At 73.3% G+C, this 16,670-nt stretch carries 9 protein-coding genes; 8 read left to right on the top strand and 1 reads right to left on the bottom strand.

What is annotated here, in order from left to right; genetic code table 11:
* The first annotated feature begins 58 nt into the window (after nt 1–58).
* From ACF073_RS03165 to ACF073_RS03155, 3 genes are all read left to right on the top strand, one after another.
* Nucleotides 59–646, top strand: a complete 588-nt coding sequence (locus ACF073_RS03165; protein WP_030641278.1) for a sigma-70 family RNA polymerase sigma factor — start codon at nt 59–61, stop codon at nt 644–646.
* Nucleotides 647–809: 163 nt separating this feature from the next.
* Nucleotides 810–2,315 (top strand): IMP dehydrogenase, encoded by a 1,506-nt coding sequence (gene guaB / locus ACF073_RS03160; protein ID WP_392066371.1) that lies wholly within the window; start codon nt 810–812, stop codon nt 2,313–2,315.
* A 137-nt stretch (nt 2,316–2,452) separates the two neighbouring features.
* Nucleotides 2,453–3,577, top strand: coding sequence for a GuaB3 family IMP dehydrogenase-related protein (locus tag ACF073_RS03155; protein ID WP_392066369.1), 1,125 nt, complete (start codon nt 2,453–2,455; stop codon nt 3,575–3,577).
* A gap of 270 nt (nt 3,578–3,847) precedes the next feature.
* Here ACF073_RS03155 and ACF073_RS03150 read toward each other — a convergent pair whose 3' ends face one another.
* On the bottom strand, nt 3,848–5,056 hold the full coding sequence (locus ACF073_RS03150) for a nucleotide sugar dehydrogenase (RefSeq protein ID WP_392066367.1): 1,209 nt from the start codon (nt 5,054–5,056) through the stop codon (nt 3,848–3,850).
* A 281-nt stretch (nt 5,057–5,337) separates the two neighbouring features.
* Between ACF073_RS03150 and ACF073_RS03145 the strand changes: the two genes are divergently transcribed.
* From ACF073_RS03145 to ACF073_RS03125, 5 genes are all read left to right on the top strand, one after another.
* Nucleotides 5,338–7,044, top strand: a complete 1,707-nt coding sequence (locus ACF073_RS03145; RefSeq protein ID WP_392066366.1) for a glycerol-3-phosphate dehydrogenase/oxidase — start codon at nt 5,338–5,340, stop codon at nt 7,042–7,044.
* Nucleotides 7,045–7,718: 674 nt separating this feature from the next.
* Nucleotides 7,719–9,779 carry a serine/threonine-protein kinase gene (locus ACF073_RS03140; RefSeq protein ID WP_392066364.1) on the top strand — a complete coding sequence of 687 codons (2,061 nt, stop codon included), beginning with the start codon at nt 7,719–7,721 and terminating at the stop codon, nt 9,777–9,779.
* A 162-nt stretch (nt 9,780–9,941) separates the two neighbouring features.
* Complete coding sequence (locus ACF073_RS03135) at nt 9,942–12,710, top strand: protein kinase (RefSeq protein ID WP_392066362.1); 2,769 nt, start codon at nt 9,942–9,944, stop codon at nt 12,708–12,710.
* A 162-nt stretch (nt 12,711–12,872) separates the two neighbouring features.
* A complete protein-coding gene (locus tag ACF073_RS03130) occupies nt 12,873–14,621 on the top strand; it encodes a serine/threonine-protein kinase (protein WP_392066869.1) in 1,749 nt (582 codons plus the stop codon).
* Between the two features lie 327 nt (nt 14,622–14,948).
* Entirely contained in the window at nt 14,949–16,664 is a 1,716-nt protein-coding gene (locus ACF073_RS03125; RefSeq protein WP_392066360.1) for a serine/threonine-protein kinase, read from the top strand.
* The last annotated feature ends 6 nt before the right edge of the window (nt 16,665–16,670 follow it).

Below are 16,670 nucleotides of genomic sequence, written 5' to 3'. Positions count from 1 at the left end.
GGTGCACAACGATGAGCACAATGCGACGGACCGGACGGCCGCAGTGCACCATGGACCGATGCGCGACGACGAGGCGGGCACGGCCCACGGGGCGATCGGCGCACTCGTGCATCGGGCCGTCGACGGGGACGAGCAGGCCACGCACGATCTGCTCGCGCACGTCCACCCGCTCGCGCTGCGCTACTGCCGCACCCGGCTGTCCCGGCTGCCCGGCGACGCGCGTCACTTCGTGGAGGACCTCGCCCAGGAGGTCTGCGTGGCGGTCCTGCTCGCCCTGCCCCGCTACCGGGACACCGGCCGCCCCTTCGAGGCGTTCGTCTTCGCCATCGCCTCCCACAAGGTCGCCGACCTCCAGCGCGCCGCGATGCGCCACCCCGGGTCGACCGCCGTGCCCTCCGACGAGATGCCCGAGCGGCCCGACGACTCCCTCGGCCCCGAGGAGCGCGCCCTGCTCAGCAGCGACGCCGAATGGGCCAAGAAGCTGCTGGCCAACCTCCCCGAGAACCAGCGCGAGCTGCTCCTGCTGCGTATCGCCGTGGGCTTGACTGCGGAGGAGACGGGGCAGATGTTGGGAATGTCACCCGGCGCCGTGCGGGTGGCCCAGCACCGGGCGCTGAGCCGGCTGCGCGCACTCGCCGAGCAGTAACGCCCCTGAACGGAGCCTCCGTACCCCGCCCGCTGAACAGGCGTGCATTCGCTTCCGTACGAATATACGAAGCCTGAAGTCCCACCCCACCGTGGAATTTGCTAGCCGTGCTTCCCGTTAGCATGGACATCCGCACCGATCAAGGCCATTTGGGGAAGGTGTCATGACTGCCAACGTCGACGGAGTGCCCGGAAAATTCGCGACACTCGGGCTGACCTACGACGACGTGCTGCTGCTGCCGGGTGCATCCGAGGTGCTTCCCAACGCGGTCGACACCTCGTCCCGTATCTCCCGCAATGTCCGGGTCAACATCCCGCTGCTCTCGGCGGCGATGGACAAGGTGACCGAGTCCCGCATGGCGATCGCGATGGCCCGGCTGGGCGGCGTCGGCGTGCTGCACCGCAACCTCTCCGTCGAGGACCAGGTCAACCAGGTCGACCTGGTGAAGCGGTCCGAGTCCGGCATGGTCACGGACCCGATCACGGTGCACCCCGAGGCCACGCTCGCCGAGGCGGACGCGCTCTGCGCCAAGTTCCGCATCAGCGGTGTCCCGGTCACGGACCCGGCCGGCAAGCTGCTGGGCATCGTCACCAACCGCGACATGGCCTTCGAGAGCGACCGCACGCGCCAGGTCCGCGAGGTCATGACGCCGATGCCGCTGGTCACCGGCAAGGTGGGCATCTCCGGCGTCGAGGCGATGGAGCTGCTGCGCAAGCACAAGATCGAGAAGCTTCCGCTGGTCGACGACGCGGGCGTCCTCAAGGGCCTGATCACCGTCAAGGACTTCGTCAAGGCCGAGAAGTACCCCAATGCCGCCAAGGACGCCGAGGGCCGCCTGCTCGTCGGTGCCGCCGTCGGAGCCAGCCCCGAGGCGCTGGAGCGCGCCCAGGCGCTCGCCGAGGCCGGCGTGGACTTCCTGGTCGTCGACACCTCGCACGGCCACAACAGCAACGCCCTCGCCTGGATGTCGAAGATCAAGTCCAGCGTGGACGTCGACGTGATCGGCGGCAACGTCGCCACCCGCGACGGCGCCCAGGCGCTCATCGACGCCGGTGTCGACGGCATCAAGGTCGGCGTCGGCCCGGGTTCCATCTGCACCACCCGCGTGGTCGCCGGTATCGGTGTCCCGCAGGTCACCGCGATCTACGAGGCGTCCCTCGCCGCCCGCCCCGCGGGCATCCCGCTGATCGGCGACGGCGGCCTGCAGTACTCCGGTGACATCGGCAAGGCGCTCGCCGCCGGTGCCGACACGGTCATGCTGGGCAGCCTGCTCGCGGGCTGCGAGGAGTCCCCGGGCGAGCTGCTCTTCATCAACGGCAAGCAGTTCAAGTCGTACCGCGGCATGGGCTCGCTGGGTGCCATGCAGTCCCGCGGCCAGGGCAGGTCCTACTCGAAGGACCGCTACTTCCAGGCCGAGGTGGCCTCCGACGACAAGCTCGTCCCCGAGGGCGTCGAGGGCCAGGTGCCCTACCGCGGCCCGCTCTCCAACGTGCTGCACCAGCTGGTCGGCGGCCTGCGCCAGACCATGGGCTACGTGGGCGCCGCCACCATCGAGGAGATGGAGTCCAAGGGCCGCTTCGTGCGGATCACCTCGGCGGGCCTCAAGGAGAGCCACCCGCACGACATCCAGATGACGGTCGAGGCGCCGAACTACGGCAGCAAGCCGTGACGCACGCGCGCGCGTGACGTGTCCGAGGGCGGTCCCGGAATCATCCGGGACCGCCCTCGCCGTCCCCGCCGGGGGCCGCTGTCGTACCCGTCGGCGATACTGGAAGACGCTGAAACGCATCAGGGAAAGGCCAAGACGTGACTGAGATCGAGATCGGGCGCGGCAAGCGCGGGCGCAGGGCGTACGCCTTCGACGACATCGCCGTCGTCCCCAGCCGCCGTACGCGGGACCCGAAGGAGGTCTCGATCGCCTGGCAGATCGACGCCTACCGCTTCGAGCTGCCGTTCCTTGCCGCCCCCATGGACTCGGTGGTCTCCCCGGCCACCGCGATCCGCATCGGCGAGCTGGGCGGCCTCGGCGTCCTGAACCTCGAAGGCCTGTGGACGCGGCACGAGGACCCGCAGCCGCTGCTGGACGAGATCGCCGAGCTGCCCGACGAGCGGGCGACCCGCCGCCTCCAGGAGATCTACGCGGCTCCCGTCAAGGAGGAGCTGATCGGTGCCCGCATCAAGGAGGTGCGCGACGCCGGGGTGGTCACCGCCGCCGCGCTCTCCCCGCAGCGCACCGCCCAGTTCTCCAAGGCGGTCGTCGACGCGGGCGTGGACATCTTCGTCATCCGCGGTACGACGGTCTCCGCCGAGCACGTCTCGTCCTCGCACGAGCCGCTGAACCTGAAGCAGTTCATCTACGAGCTGGACGTCCCGGTGATCGTCGGCGGCTGCGCCACGTACACCGCCGCCCTGCACCTGATGCGCACCGGTGCGGCCGGCGTCCTGGTCGGCTTCGGCGGCGGCGCCGCGCACACCACGCGCAATGTGCTCGGCATCCAGGTCCCGATGGCCACGGCGGTCGCCGACGTGGCGGCGGCCCGCCGTGACTACATGGACGAGTCCGGCGGCCGGTACGTGCACGTGATCGCGGACGGCGGCGTCGGCTGGTCCGGCGACCTGCCCAAGGCGATCGCCTGCGGTGCCGACGCGGTGATGATGGGCTCCCCGCTCGCCCGTGCCACGGACGCGCCCGGCAAGGGCCACCACTGGGGCATGGAGGCGGTCAACGAGGAGCTGCCCCGCGGCAAGAAGGTCGACCTGGGCACGGTCGGCACGATCGAGGAGATCCTCACCGGCCCGTCCCACACCCCGGACGGCTCGATGAACTTCTTCGGCGCCCTGCGCCGCGCCATGGCCACCACCGGCTACAGCGAGCTGAAGGAGTTCCAGCGGGTCGAGGTCACGGTGGCGGACTCGCAGCACAAGCGGTAGTCCGTACGACGCGAAGGGGGCCGGTCACCTGGTGAGGTGACCGGCCCCCTGCGCATGCCCGGCGGAGCTGGGGCGCGAGGAGTGGTGCGGGGGCGCACGGTTGCCTTCGGGGCGCATCCGGGCTGGTGAGCAGGGCCGCGGGCGACAGCGCCCGGGTCGGCGCCCCGGTCTTCCGAGGCGCCCTTCCGAGGATGTGGTTCCGGGCCCCTGCCCGCGCGGCAGACCGTATGCCACCAGCCCCGGCGCTCGGCCCGCTCGTGCGCCCCTTGCTCACAACCGGTGCGCCGCCCCCGTGGGCGTGGCCCCCCGCGTGTCCAGCAGCAGCTGTGCCTTCACCGACAGTCCTTGCAGGTCGTACGTCCGGTGCTGCTGGAGCAGGATCGTCAGGTCGGCGTCGGCCGCGGCCTCGTACAGCGAGTCGGCGCGCGGGACCGGGCGGTCCAGGACGTTCCAGGACGGCACGTACGGGTCGTGGTAGCTGACCGAGGCGCCCATCTCCATCAGCCGGACGGTGATCTCCTGGGCGGGCGTGCCCTGCAGGTCGGCGAGATCGGGCTTGTAGGTGACGCCGAGGAGCAGGATGCGGGCCCCGCGCGCGGACTTGCCGTGTTCGTTGAGGAGGGTGGCGGCGCGCTGGACGACGTACCGGGGCATCCGGCTGTTGACCTGCTGGGCCAGTTCGGCCATGCGCAGGGTGCGGGTCGCGTGCCCGGTCAGGTCCTGCGCGGCTCCGTGCCCGCCGACGCCCGGCCCCGGCCGGAACGCGTGGAATCCGAAGGGCTTGGTCTCGGCGCACCGGATGACGTCCCACAGGTCCACACCCAGCTCGTGGCAGAGGACGGCCATCTCGTTGACGAGCGCGATGTTCACGTGCCGGAAGTTGGTCTCCAGCAGCTGCACGGTCTCCGCCTCGCGCAGTCCGCGCGCGCGGACCACCTTGTCGGTCAGCCGGCCGTAGAACGCGGCGGCCGACTCGGTGCAGGCCGGGGTGAGGCCGCCGATGACCTTCGGGGTGCTGGCGGGCGTGTGGTCGCGGCTGCCGGGGTCCACCCGGCTGGGGGAGTAGGCGAGGTGGAAGTCGCGTCCGGCGCGCAGCCCCGAGCCCTTCTCCAGCAGCGGGCGCAGGAACTCCTCCGTCGTTCCGGGCAGCACCGGCGACTCCAGGATGACCGTGGTGTGCGGACGGAGCCGCTCGCCCAGGGTGCGGGCGGCCGCCTCGACCTGGCCGAGGTCGAGCCCGCCGTCGGCGGTGCGCGGGGTGGGCGCGCAGATCACCGCGGTGCGCACCCGGCCGAGCTGGGCCGGATCGGTGGCGGGACGGAAGCCGGCGGCGTGCATCCGGCGCAACTCGGCGGGGCTGAGCGAGCCCGCCTCGGGGCCTGTGGCATAACCGACGGTGGGGATGCCGGCGGCGACCGCGGCCTGGGCGAGTGGCAGTCCGTAGGGGCCGAGTCCGATGACAGCGAGGTCTGCGGGCATGGCGTGGGCCGTCCTTCCCAATAGCCGAAGCGGGACAGTCACGCAACCGCTGTGGGCAGGATGCGCGAGTGCACTGCCAGACTAGGTACACATATGACCGTTATGTGTGATTGTGTTTGTGTGTCTTCCGAGGGTTGTGAGCGAGTTGTCCACAGGGTGGGAGCGCGTGGTGGCTGAAGTCGGGCAACGCCGTCAGAATTTGGGCATGAGAAGGGGATGAACCGGGCTTCGCCCACCGGGTGCGGCCGACGCGAGCGAGTCTGCGACAGCGGGAGGCAGCGGTGAGAACAGCGACTCTGGGGCCGGCGCAGCGCGCCGAGGCACTGGCGGCGATGGCGGAGCGTGAACTGGACGTGCTGGTGGTCGGCGCCGGGGTGGTCGGGGCCGGCACCGCGCTGGACGCCGTCACCCGAGGCCTGTCCACCGGTCTCGTGGAGGCCCGTGACTGGGCGTCCGGCACCTCCAGCCGCTCCAGCAAACTGATCCACGGCGGTCTGCGCTATCTGGAGATGCTCGACTTCGCGCTGGTCCGCGAGGCCCTCAAGGAGCGCGGCCTGCTGCTGGAGCGCCTCGCCCCGCACCTGGTCAAGCCGGTGCCCTTCCTCTATCCGCTCAAGCACAAGGGCTGGGAGCGGCTGTACGCGGGCTCGGGTGTCGCGCTCTACGACGCGATGTCCATGGCCCGCGGCCATGGCCGCGGCCTGCGCCTGCACCGCCACCTGACCCGCCACCAGGCCCTGCGCGTCGCTCCCTGCCTGAAGAAGGACGCCCTGGTCGGCGCCCTGCAGTACTACGACGCCCAGATGGACGACGCCCGCTTCGTGACCACCCTGGTGCGCACGGCGGCGTCCTACGGCGCCAAGGTCGCCAACCGCGCGCGGGTGATCGGGTTCCTGCGCGAGGGCGAGCGGGTCGTCGGTGCCCGGGTCCAGGACGTCGAGGCCGGCGGGGAGTACGAGATCCGCGCCAAGCAGGTCGTCAACGCCACCGGCGTGTGGACCGATGACACGCAGGCCATGGTGGGCGAGCGCGGACAGTTCCACGTCCGCGCCTCCAAGGGCATCCACCTGGTCGTGCCCAAGGACCGCATCCACTCCACCACCGGCCTGATCCTGCGCACCGAGAAGTCCGTCCTGTTCGTGATCCCCTGGGGCCGGCACTGGATCATCGGCACCACCGACACCGAATGGGACCTCGACAAGGCGCACCCGGCCGCGTCCAGCGCCGACATCGACTATCTGCTGGAACACGTCAACTCGGTACTGGCCGTGCCGCTCACCCGCGACGACGTCCAGGGGGTGTACGCGGGGCTGCGTCCGCTGCTGGCCGGCGAGTCCGACGCCACCAGCAAGCTCTCCCGCGAGCACACGGTCGCCCACCCGGTGCCGGGGCTGGTGGTCGTGGCGGGCGGCAAGTACACCACCTACCGGGTGATGGCCAAGGACGCCGTCGACGAGGCGGTGCACGGGCTCGACATGCGCGTCGCCGACTGCGTGACGGAGGAGACCCCGCTGCTCGGCGCGGAGGGCTACCAGGCGCTGTGGAACGCCCGAGCGCGGATCGCCGCCCGCACCGGACTCCACGTGGTCCGCGTGGAACACCTGCTGAATCGGTACGGCTCCATGGCCGAGGAGATCCTCGACCTCATCGCCGCCGATCCCGCGCTCGGCGAGCCGCTGCACGCCGCCGACGACTATCTGCGCGCCGAGGTGGTGTACGCCGCCTCGCACGAGGGCGCCCGGCACCTGGACGACGTCCTCACGCGCCGCACCCGCATCTCCATCGAGACCTTCGACCGGGGCACCCGCAGTGCCCGCGAGGTGGCCGAACTGATGGCGTCGGTCCTCGGCTGGGACAAGGGCCAGATCGAGCGCGAGGTCGAGCACTACGAGAAGCGGGTGGAGGCCGAACGCGAGTCCCAGCTCCAGCCTGACGACCAGACGGCGGACGCGGCGCGACTGGGGGCACCGGACATCGTGCCTCGATAGGAGCTGCCGGCCACCCGGGCATCCGGGCATCCGGCCACCCGGCCACCCGGGCATCCGGGCATCCGGCCACCCGGGCATCCGGGCACCCGGCACCCGGCCGTCCCGCTCGTCTGCCGAACCGGCCGGGGGCAAGCGAACTGCCGCCTCCCCAGGCATCACTCGAACCGGCGGACGACCGGACCGAGCGGCACGTAGTCGGTGCTGGAGCAGGCATAGCGGCCCGCGCGGGCGGGAGGGAGGGCGAGAGCGACGCGTATTGTCTGAATCGGGGTCAGCGGCACGGTGGCCCGGGCGGCTTCGGTGAAGCCGGCCAGACCGCTGGTGTGGGTGAGCGGGGCCGAGTCCGCGTCCGTGGCCGAGTCCGTGGCGGTGGCTGTGACCGCGTCCGGGCCACGGCGAGGGAGGTGTCCTGGGCGGCGTCACCGGCGGTGTTCCGGTAAGCGGTCGGGGCGAGGAGCAGCGCCGGTGATGCCGGTATGGACAGGACTGTCCGAAGGGTCGGCATCCCGGTTCCTCCCCTCTTACGGCCATCATCCCGGTAAGCGGAACGCACGCTTCAAGGGGGCGTCGAGGAAGAGGGGAGCGGGTTCGGGCCAGTGGCACCCTGGGCGCCAGCCACTTGTCGGGTGAGAGACAATGGAGGCTCTGTCAGGGCGGGTTGTATGAGGGGACGCATGTCGGAGGCGGAGCGGGCGGGTACATCTCGTCAAGAGACTCGTCAGGGCAATGGCGGGCGGCGTCTCCTCGCCGGGCGGTACCGGCTGGGAGACGTGCTGGGCCGAGGCGGTATGGGCACGGTCTGGCGTGCCGAGGACGAGACCCTGGGCCGGACGGTGGCCGTCAAGGAGCTGCGGTTCCCGTCGAACATCGACGAGGAGGAGAAGCGGCGCCTGATCACGCGCACCCTGCGTGAGGCCAAGGCGATCGCCCGGATCCGCAACAACAGCGCGGTGACGGTCTTCGACGTGGTCGACGAGGACGACCGGCCCTGGATCGTCATGGAGTTGGTCGAGGGCAAGTCCCTCGCCGAGGTCATCCGCGAGGACGGCCTGCTGGAGCCGAAGCGCGCCGCCGAGGTCGGGCTCGCCGTCCTCGACGTGCTGCGCTCCGCGCACCGTCAGGGCATCCTGCACCGGGACGTGAAGCCGTCCAACGTGCTCATCGCCGAGGACGGCCGGGTCGTGCTCACCGACTTCGGCATCGCGCAGGTCGAGGGCGACCCCTCCATCACCTCCACCGGCATGCTCGTAGGCGCCCCCTCCTACATCTCCCCGGAGCGGGCCCGCGGCCACAAGCCGGGACCCGCGGCAGACCTCTGGTCGCTCGGCGGCCTGCTCTACGCGGCGGTCGAGGGCTCCCCGCCGTACGACAAGGGGTCCGCGATCGCCACGCTCACCGCCGTGATGACCGAGCCCCTGGAGGAGCCCAAGCACGCGGGACCGCTGAGGGACGTCATCTACGGCCTGCTGTCCAAGGACCCGGCCAAGCGGCTCGACGACGCCGGGGCGCGGGCCATGCTCAACGCCGTGATCCACGCGCCCGAGCCGGAGCCGATGGACGCCACGCGGGTCGTTCCGCTGCCGGTGCAGCCCGGCGGACCGGAGGGCAAGCGGGGCGAGGAGCCCGGGGAGAAGCTGCGCGGGGCGCTGCGGTCGGTGCGCAAGGCGGCCGGGGCGGCGTCGGCCGCGGCGGCGCGGCCGAAGAGCGGCGGCGAGCCGGCCGCGCCGGGTGCGGGCGGCAAGCCGGCGGCCGGGGGCGCGGCCTCCGGCGGGGCACGGCCCGGTTCCGCGGGCGCGTCCGGCGCGGGTTCCGCCGCGCGGCCGGGGAGCCAGGCGTCCGGTTCCGCCGCTGTGCCGAACTCCAGCGCGAAAAAGACGAGTTCCGGCTGGCCCGTGGTGCCGCCGCCGGACCTGGACCTGCCGCCGCGGCCGGTGCCGAGGGCGCCGCTCACCGATGTGGTGCCCAAGCGCACGCTGATCGTCATCGCCGTGGTGGTCGTCCTCGCGGTGATCGGCACCGTGCTGGCCTTCGCCCTGAGCGGCGGCGGCGAGGACGGCAAGAACAGCGGGGCCAAGGCCGCGGCCAGCGCCGACGCCTCCGCCAAGCAGGACAAGGGCGCGGCAGCCGGCAAGGACAGCGGGAAGCGGACCGACGGCGCGAGCCCGGCGTCCGCCGGGGCCGGTTCGTCGGCGGACGACGACGCGAGCCGGTCCGCCGCCGAGTCCGGCAAGCCGGACTCGGACAGCTCGGACGACTCCGACGGCGCGGACGGCTCCGACGGTGCCAAGGGCGGCGGGAGCGCGCCGGTGGCGACCACCCGCAAGGGCGGCCAGGGCTACTCGATCGGGCTGCCCAAGGGCTGGAAGTACCAGTCCAACGGGAGCGCGGGCGACCGCTACACCGGGCCGGACGGACAGAAGCTGCTCGTCGCCTGGACCGACACCCCCAAGGGCGACCCGGTGGCGGACTGGAAGAACCAGTCGCGCTACATGGTCCGCTCCCAGTACCGGAAGATCCGTATAGAAGCAGTGGACTACCGCAACTGGAACACCGCCGACTGGGAGTTCACCTACAGCGAGGGCGGCACCGGGTACCGCACGATCGACCGCGGTTTCGTGGTGAACGGCCACCTCGGGTACGCGCTGATGTACACCGCGAAGAGCGCCGACTGGGACGGCGCGCTGCGCAAGGACACCTGGAAGACGTTGACCAAGTCCTTCGAACCCAAGTCGTAGGCGACCCGCACCGGTTTGACGCGTGAGAATCCGTCATCCTCTCAATGCGGGTTGCCTCCGGCACGTATCGTGAAGGATCGCGGACCGTACGCAGCCGCATGCGTGTGCGAAACGGGCCGTGGGATGAACGGATGTGACCAACCGGCGGCCGGGGGAGGCAAAGTGGACGACTACGCGGGCCGGGTGCTCGCCGACCGCTACCGCCTGCCGCTGCCGCCGTCCGAAGAGTACGAATTCACCGAGACCCGCGCCTTCGACACCTACAGCGGTCAGGAGGTCCTGGTCCGGCAGGTGCCGTTGCCGGAGGTCGTCGAGGCCGAGGTGCTCGACGCGGAGGGTCTGCCCGAGGGGTTCACCGCGCGGGAGCGCGCCGCCCGCCGGGCGCCGGAGACCAGGACCGCCACCCGGCGCCCCGCCGATCCGGCGGTGCGGCGGGCTGTCGAGGCCGCGCAGGCGGCGGCCCGTATCCCCGACCATCCGCGCCTGGACCAGGTCTTCGACGTGTTCGCCGAGGGCGGGTCCCTCTGGGTGGTCAGCGAACTGGTGGCCGCGCGCCCGCTGGCAGCCCTCCTCGCCGAGCAGCAGTTGACGCCGTACCGGGCGGCCGAAGTGGCCTCCGACGTGCTCATGGCGCTCCGGGTGCTGCACGCGCACGGCTGGGTGCACCGCAACATCACCGTGCGCACGGTCCTGGTCTGCGAAGACGGCCGGGTCATGCTGACCGGCCTCGCGGCCGGCGCGGCGGAGGAGGCGCTGTGCGGGTACGACCCGGTGCCGGCTCCCGAGGATCCGGGCGGGGGCGCCGGAGAGTCGCCCGGTGCCGCGCCGGGCCCCGCCGCCGGCCCGGGCGAAGGCGGTGGCGGCACCCTGGGGCGGGGCACCGGCACGGCGGTCCGCGGTGCTCCCGGCGGACGTCAGCTCGGTCCGGGAGGTCCGGGAGGTCCGGGAGGTCCGGGAGGTTCCGGAGGTCCGGCAGGGCCGGGAGGTCCCGGAGGTCCGGGCGGTCCGGCAGGTCCGGGTGGTGACGGGGACGCCGATCCCGAGGCGGCGCGGCGGGCCGCGATCCAGGCGCGGGCGGCCGGCGGGCTGCCGGCACCGGGCACGAACGGCGGGCCGGGGACACCGGATCCGGCGGCGCAGCGGGCCCTGGAGACCGGCGCCGACATCCGGGCCGCCCGGGCCGGGGCCATCGCCGCGTACCGCGCGGGCACCCGTGCCGCCGCCCGGGTGCACGAGGCCCAGCAGATCCAGCAGACCCAGCAGAACGGCCGCCCCGCCCTGCCCGGCGCCCGGCCGCCCGCCGAGGACGACACCGGGGCCGGCCCGGCCGACGGCCCACCGCAGTCCCCGTACCCGTCGGGCCCCTCAGGCCCCTCAGACCCCTCGGGTCCCTCGGACGCGGGTGCCACGGCACCGCCCGGCCGGATAGCCGACCCCTACGGGATGCGCGGCGCCCCGTGGCACGGTGCCGCACCACGCACCGGAGCCGACCGCACGCCTCCCGCCCTGGGCGGCGCTGCGCGTGGGCCGGCCCTGCCCGCGGGGGAGCCCCTTGCGGGACCCGGTCACCAGGGCGCCGCTCAGCCGCACTCCGGCCTCGCGCCCGTCCCCGCGCCCGTCCCCGCGCCCGTCCCCGCGCATCCGGGCGGCCGGTGGGACGAGCCTGCCGCCGTGCGCCGGGGACCCGGGACCGCGCTCGCCGCCGAGCGGGCGCGGCAGGTGCGGATGACCGTCGTGGGGCCGGTGACCGAGCGCTGGGCACCGGAGCAGGCGGGTCCCGTGCACGAGAACTGGCAGCTGGCGGCGCCGATCGGCCCGGCCACCGACCTGTGGGCGCTGGGCGCGCTGCTGTTCCGGGCCGTGCAGGGGCATGCGCCGTACCCGGAGGAGTCGACGGCCGAGCTGGTGCAGCTGGTCTGCGCCGAGCCGCCGGCCTTCGCCGAGGAGTGCGGCCCGCTGCGGCCGGTCGTGGAGTCCCTGCTGCGCCAGGACCCCATCGAGCGGCCGGACGTAGAGGAGCTGAGCGGCTGGCTGCGTTCGCTGGTGCGGTCAGCGCCGGAGCCGGACGCGGGCGTCCACGTCGTCCCAGTGCCGCCCGCCGACCCCAGGCGGCTGCCGATCGTCCGCCGCCGTGGCGAGCTGGTGCGCAGGCGGCGTGCCAGGGTGCCCGCCGTCCATCCGCACGGCCGGCACAAGCGGGCCCGGGAGGGCGCCCGTTCGCCGCGCAGCCTGGGCCGGACCCTGCTTCTGCTGATCCTGCTCCTGCTGGCCGGGGCGGTCGCCTACGCCATGCTGTTCCTGCCCAAGCAGCACGGCGACGGCGCGGCGGGCGGGGACCGCACCGGCAGCGCCGGGCAGGGGAGTCCCGCGCCCTCGCACACCCGGGGGCCCTCCGCCGAGCAGAGCGCACCGGACGGCGACGGCAAGACGTCCGCCTCCGCGCCCGCCACCGAGACCCAGACCGGCGGCGACCCCTCCGTGCCCGACGGGTTCACCCTGCGCAAGGACGACGGGTTCCAGGTCGCCGTCGCCAAGGGCTGGGACCGCACCCCGAAGAACGGCAGCGGCCAGGTGGTCTACGCGCACGGGAACTTCGAGCTGATCGTCGTACCGGGCCGGGACGGCACATCGGCGTACGGCAGTGATCCGATGGTCTACCAGCGGGACAAGGAGCGCGAACTCCAGCCGTACCGCGACTCCAGCTGGGCCACGGCCACCGGTCTGCGGACCACGGAGGTGGGCGGACGGATCATGGCGGAGGGGCAGTTCACCTGGACCGACGGGCAGGGAAGGGACCTGTTCGTGCGGAACATGGCCCTGCTCCTGGACGGTCGGTACCACATCGTGCAGATGCGCGGCCCGGACGCCGAACGGGACGAGGTGACACGGCTGTACGAGCAGGCTGCCGCGACGTATCGCTACACCGGTTGAGCAGTGTGCACCCGGGGCAGGCACAGCCCCGTCCGGTTCCCGGTCTCGCGCGGAAATGACCATCGTCACAGTGCGGTTTCCTTGGGACCCCGCTGGTTCCCTGTTCACGGACCGGTCCTTAGTCTGACCCTGTCAAGAGCATTGCGGGGCAACGTGAATCAGATGCAGGGCCTGCTCATAGCGGGCCGCTACCGGCTCGCCGACTCCATCGGCAGCGGCGGCATGGGCCGGGTGTGGCGTGCCCACGATGAGGTGCTGCACCGGAAGGTCGCCATCAAGGAGTTGACCGCGGCGCTCTACGTCTCCGACAGCGACCAGGCGGTGCTGCTCGCCCGTACCCGGGCCGAGGCGCGGGCCGCCGCCCGTATCAACCACTCCGCCGTCGTCACCGTGCACGACGTGCTGGAGCACGACGGCCGCCCGTGGATCGTCATGGAACTGGTCGAAGGCGAGTCGCTGGCCGACGCCGTCAAGGAGCGCGGCCGGGTCGAGCCGGCGGAGGCCGCCCGGATCGGGCTGTGGGTGCTGCGGGCGCTGCGCGCCGCGCACTCGGCCGGCGTGCTGCACCGGGACGTCAAGCCGGGCAACGTGCTGCTCGGCACGGACCGCCGGGTGCTGCTCACCGACTTCGGCATCGCCCAGATCGAGGGCGACACCACCATCACCCGCACCGGGGAGGTCGTCGGCTCCGTCGACTACCTGGCCCCCGAGCGGGTGCGCGGCCACGACCCCGGCCCGGCGTCCGACCTGTGGGCGCTCGGCGCCACGCTGTACACGGCGGTCGAGGGGCGCTCGCCGTACCGGCGCACCTCGCCGCTGAGCACCATGCAGGCGATCGTCGAGGAGCACGCGGACGAGCCGCGCCACGCCGGGCCGCTGGCCCCCGTCATCGCCGCGCTGCTGCGCAAGGACCCGGCCCAGCGGCCGGGCGCGGCGGAGGCGGAGCAGATGCTCGCCGAGGCGGCGGAGGGCCGCCGCCCGCGCGAGGCACAGGCGTTCGTCCCGACGCAGGGCTCCGGCGTGCACACGGGCGGCCTCGGGGGCGCCGGCACACCCGGCCACGCCAGCGGCACAGCGGGCCACGGCACCGGGACGCGGGGCGCCGGCCATGGCGCGCGCGCCTCCGGGTACGCCACCCCGGTGGCCGGTCACGCCTACGGCGACGGGGCGGACGCGGGCGCGGCCGGCGCGGGCCACTCCCTGGCGGGGCCGACGATGCTGGGACCCTCGGCCGGCGGGCAGAAGCCGGGCCGGCCCCGGCGCCGGCTGCGCACCCTCGCGGTGGTCGTCGCCGTCGCGGCGGTGCTCGGTGGCGCGGGGGCGGTGGCGGTCCAGCACTGGGGCGGCACGGACCGGGGTGCCGCGTCCGGCGGCGGCGCGAGCCCGGCGCCGGCGTCCGGCGGGACCGGCGCGGGGAGTTCGGCGGGTGCGGTCCCCGACGACTGGAAGACCTACAAGGACCCGCTGGGCTTCAGCCTCTCCCTGCCCAAGGGCTGGACGCGCCAGGTGTTCAGCATCCAGGGCGACCTCAAGCAGATCGACTACACGCCCGACAACGGCAGGCACTTCGTCCGCATCGCGATCGACGGCTCACCGGACTTCGCCGACCCGCTGGCCCACCAGAAGGACCTGGAGCAGCAGCTCCAGCGGCTGGTCGACTACCGGCGCGTGACCATGAAGGAGAACATCTACCGCGACCGCAAGGCCGCGCTGTGGGAGTACACCTGGACCGCGCTGGCGAAGGACTCGCCGAACGGCGCGGGACCGCGCCGCGCGACGGAGGAGACGTACTTCTCGCGCGAAGGCACGGAGTACGCGATCTACATCTCCTCACCGGCCCAGGACTGGGCGACGACCAGCAAGCAGTTCCAGTGGGTGCTGCGGAGCTGGCAGCAGCCGGACGCGGGCTGATCCGGCCGGGGACACGGCCCGTTCCGGCCCGGCGGGCGGGCTGTTCCGGCCGGAGATACGGCCTGTTCCCGCCGGACACGCGGACCGTTCCCGGCGGACACGGGGACTGAACCGGCCGGACCCGGGGGCTGAACCGGCCGGACACGGGGACTGATCCGGCCGGGCAAGCGGGCTGAACCGGGCGGCCATGCGGGCGGTTCCGGCCGCGAGCGCGGGCCCGTCCGGCCCGAACGGCGGCCCGGTCGGCCGAAAATCGCAGGTTGCGCGGCGTGTCTTGGCCGAGCGGCACCCCGGAGGGCGGCCCACCTGTGCGGCATGATGGGGCGCATGGGGACCGAGGGAGCCGGCTTCCGGCTGATCGCGGGACGTTACCGCCTGGAGGAACGCATCGGGCGCGGCGGCATGGGCGTCGTGTGGCGGGCGAGCGACCAGGTGCTGGGCCGTCAGGTGGCGGTCAAAGAACTCCTGTCGGACGACTCGCTCCCGGACGACGACACCCGGCTCCGCCGTGACCGTACGTTCCGTGAGGCCCGCGCGGTCTGCCAGCTGCGCCACCCGCACATCATCGTCGTGCACGACGTGGTGGAGCAGGACGAACGGCCGTACCTGGTGATGGAGCTGATCGACGGCGGCACGCTGGCCGACCGGATCGCCCGGCACGGCCCGGTGGACGCCGCCGAGGCCGCGCGGATCGGCATCGCCCTGCTGAGCGCGGTGCACACCGCGCACGAGGCGGGGGTGCTGCACCGGGACATCAAGCCGGCGAACGTGCTGATCGAGTCCGGCACCGAGCGGGTCGTCCTCACCGACTTCGGCATCGCGCAGGTCGACGGGGCCACCACGCTCACCGAGAGCGGCGCCTTCGTCGGCTCGCCCGAGTACACGGCGCCGGAGCGGATGTCCGGGCTGCGTACCGGCCCCGAGTCCGATCTGTGGTCGCTGGGCGCGCTGTTGTGCACGGTGCTCAGCGGCGAGTCGCCGTTCCGGCGCGACTCGATCGGCGGCATCCTGCACGCCGTGGTCGCCGACGAGATCCGCCCGCCGGCCCAGGCCGAGCCGCTGATGCCGGTCGTACGGGGCCTGCTGGAGCGCGACCCCGACCGGCGGCTGGGCGCGGCGGAGGCCGAGTGGATGCTGCACACGTTCCTGGAGACCGGCCGCACGCCGGCCGCGCCGGGCGGCCAGGGAACGGCCGGCGCGCACGGCGGTGGCCGCATCCACCGGATCGGCGGGGGACGTGCACCGAAGACCCCGGTGTCCTTCCCGCCGACCCAGTGGGACCCGCCGTACGGCGGACCGCCGACCTCCGCCGAGGGCCGTCCGACGGCGGACCCGTTCCCGGGCCGGTCGTCCCCGCGCGGCGTACTGGTGGCGGCGCTGCTCGTCGCCGCGCTGGCCGGGGCGGGCGTGTCGGCCGCCGCGCTGCTGCTGCACGGTGACCGGGGCGGCGGCGGCACCCCGGGCGGTACGGCGAGTACGACCCCGACGCCGACCCGGACCCCGTCCCTGACACCGTCCCGGACCCCGACCGGTACGCGGTCGGCACCCGCACCGACATCCAGCGCGCCCCGCCCGAGCGCCGCCGACTCGTACACCGCGCCCTCCGGCTACCGCACGGCCCGGGACCCGGCAGGCTTCTCGCTCGCCGTACCGGAGGACTTCACCCGCAGCCCGGAGGGCGGGCGCGTCTTCTACCTCTCGCCGTGGCAGACCTTCCGCCTGGGCGTCAGGGTCATCCGGACGCAACCGGGCGGCCCGCTCGGCGTGCTGGAGCGGTCGGCCGCCAAGGGCTCCGAGACCAACCCCGGTTACCACGACGGCCGCGTCACCCGGACCACGCACGACGGACACCCCGCCGCGCTCTGGGAGTTCACCTGGAACGGTTTCAGCGCGGCGGAGGGGCCCCGGCACACCTACGACCTGTGCTGGGAGCAGGGCGGGCGGCTGTACGACGTGTGGGTGTCGGCGCCGGTGGGGCAGGTCCGGGAGGCGCGGGAGTACTTCGACGTGGCGGTCGACACGTTCTCGGTCACGGGTGTGTGACCGGTT

Origin of the sequence: Streptomyces sp. NPDC015171 (assembly GCF_043079545.1) — a bacterium.
Taxonomy (GTDB): Bacteria; Actinomycetota; Actinomycetes; order Streptomycetales; family Streptomycetaceae; genus Streptomyces.
This window is presented reverse-complemented; position numbering and strand designations above follow the sequence as displayed.

Coding starts and splice junctions, on each gene's coding strand:
- ACF073_RS03165 (WP_030641278.1), top strand. CDS start 59: ATGCGCGACGACGAGGCGGGCACGGCCCACGGGGCGATCGGCGCACTC.
- guaB (WP_392066371.1), top strand. CDS start 810: ATGACTGCCAACGTCGACGGAGTGCCCGGAAAATTCGCGACACTCGGG.
- ACF073_RS03150 (WP_392066367.1), bottom strand. CDS start 5,056: ATGCCCGCAGACCTCGCTGTCATCGGACTCGGCCCCTACGGACTGCCA.
- ACF073_RS03140 (WP_392066364.1), top strand. CDS start 7,719: ATGTCGGAGGCGGAGCGGGCGGGTACATCTCGTCAAGAGACTCGTCAG.
- ACF073_RS03130 (WP_392066869.1), top strand. CDS start 12,873: ATGCAGGGCCTGCTCATAGCGGGCCGCTACCGGCTCGCCGACTCCATC.
- ACF073_RS03125 (WP_392066360.1), top strand. CDS start 14,949: ATGGGGACCGAGGGAGCCGGCTTCCGGCTGATCGCGGGACGTTACCGC.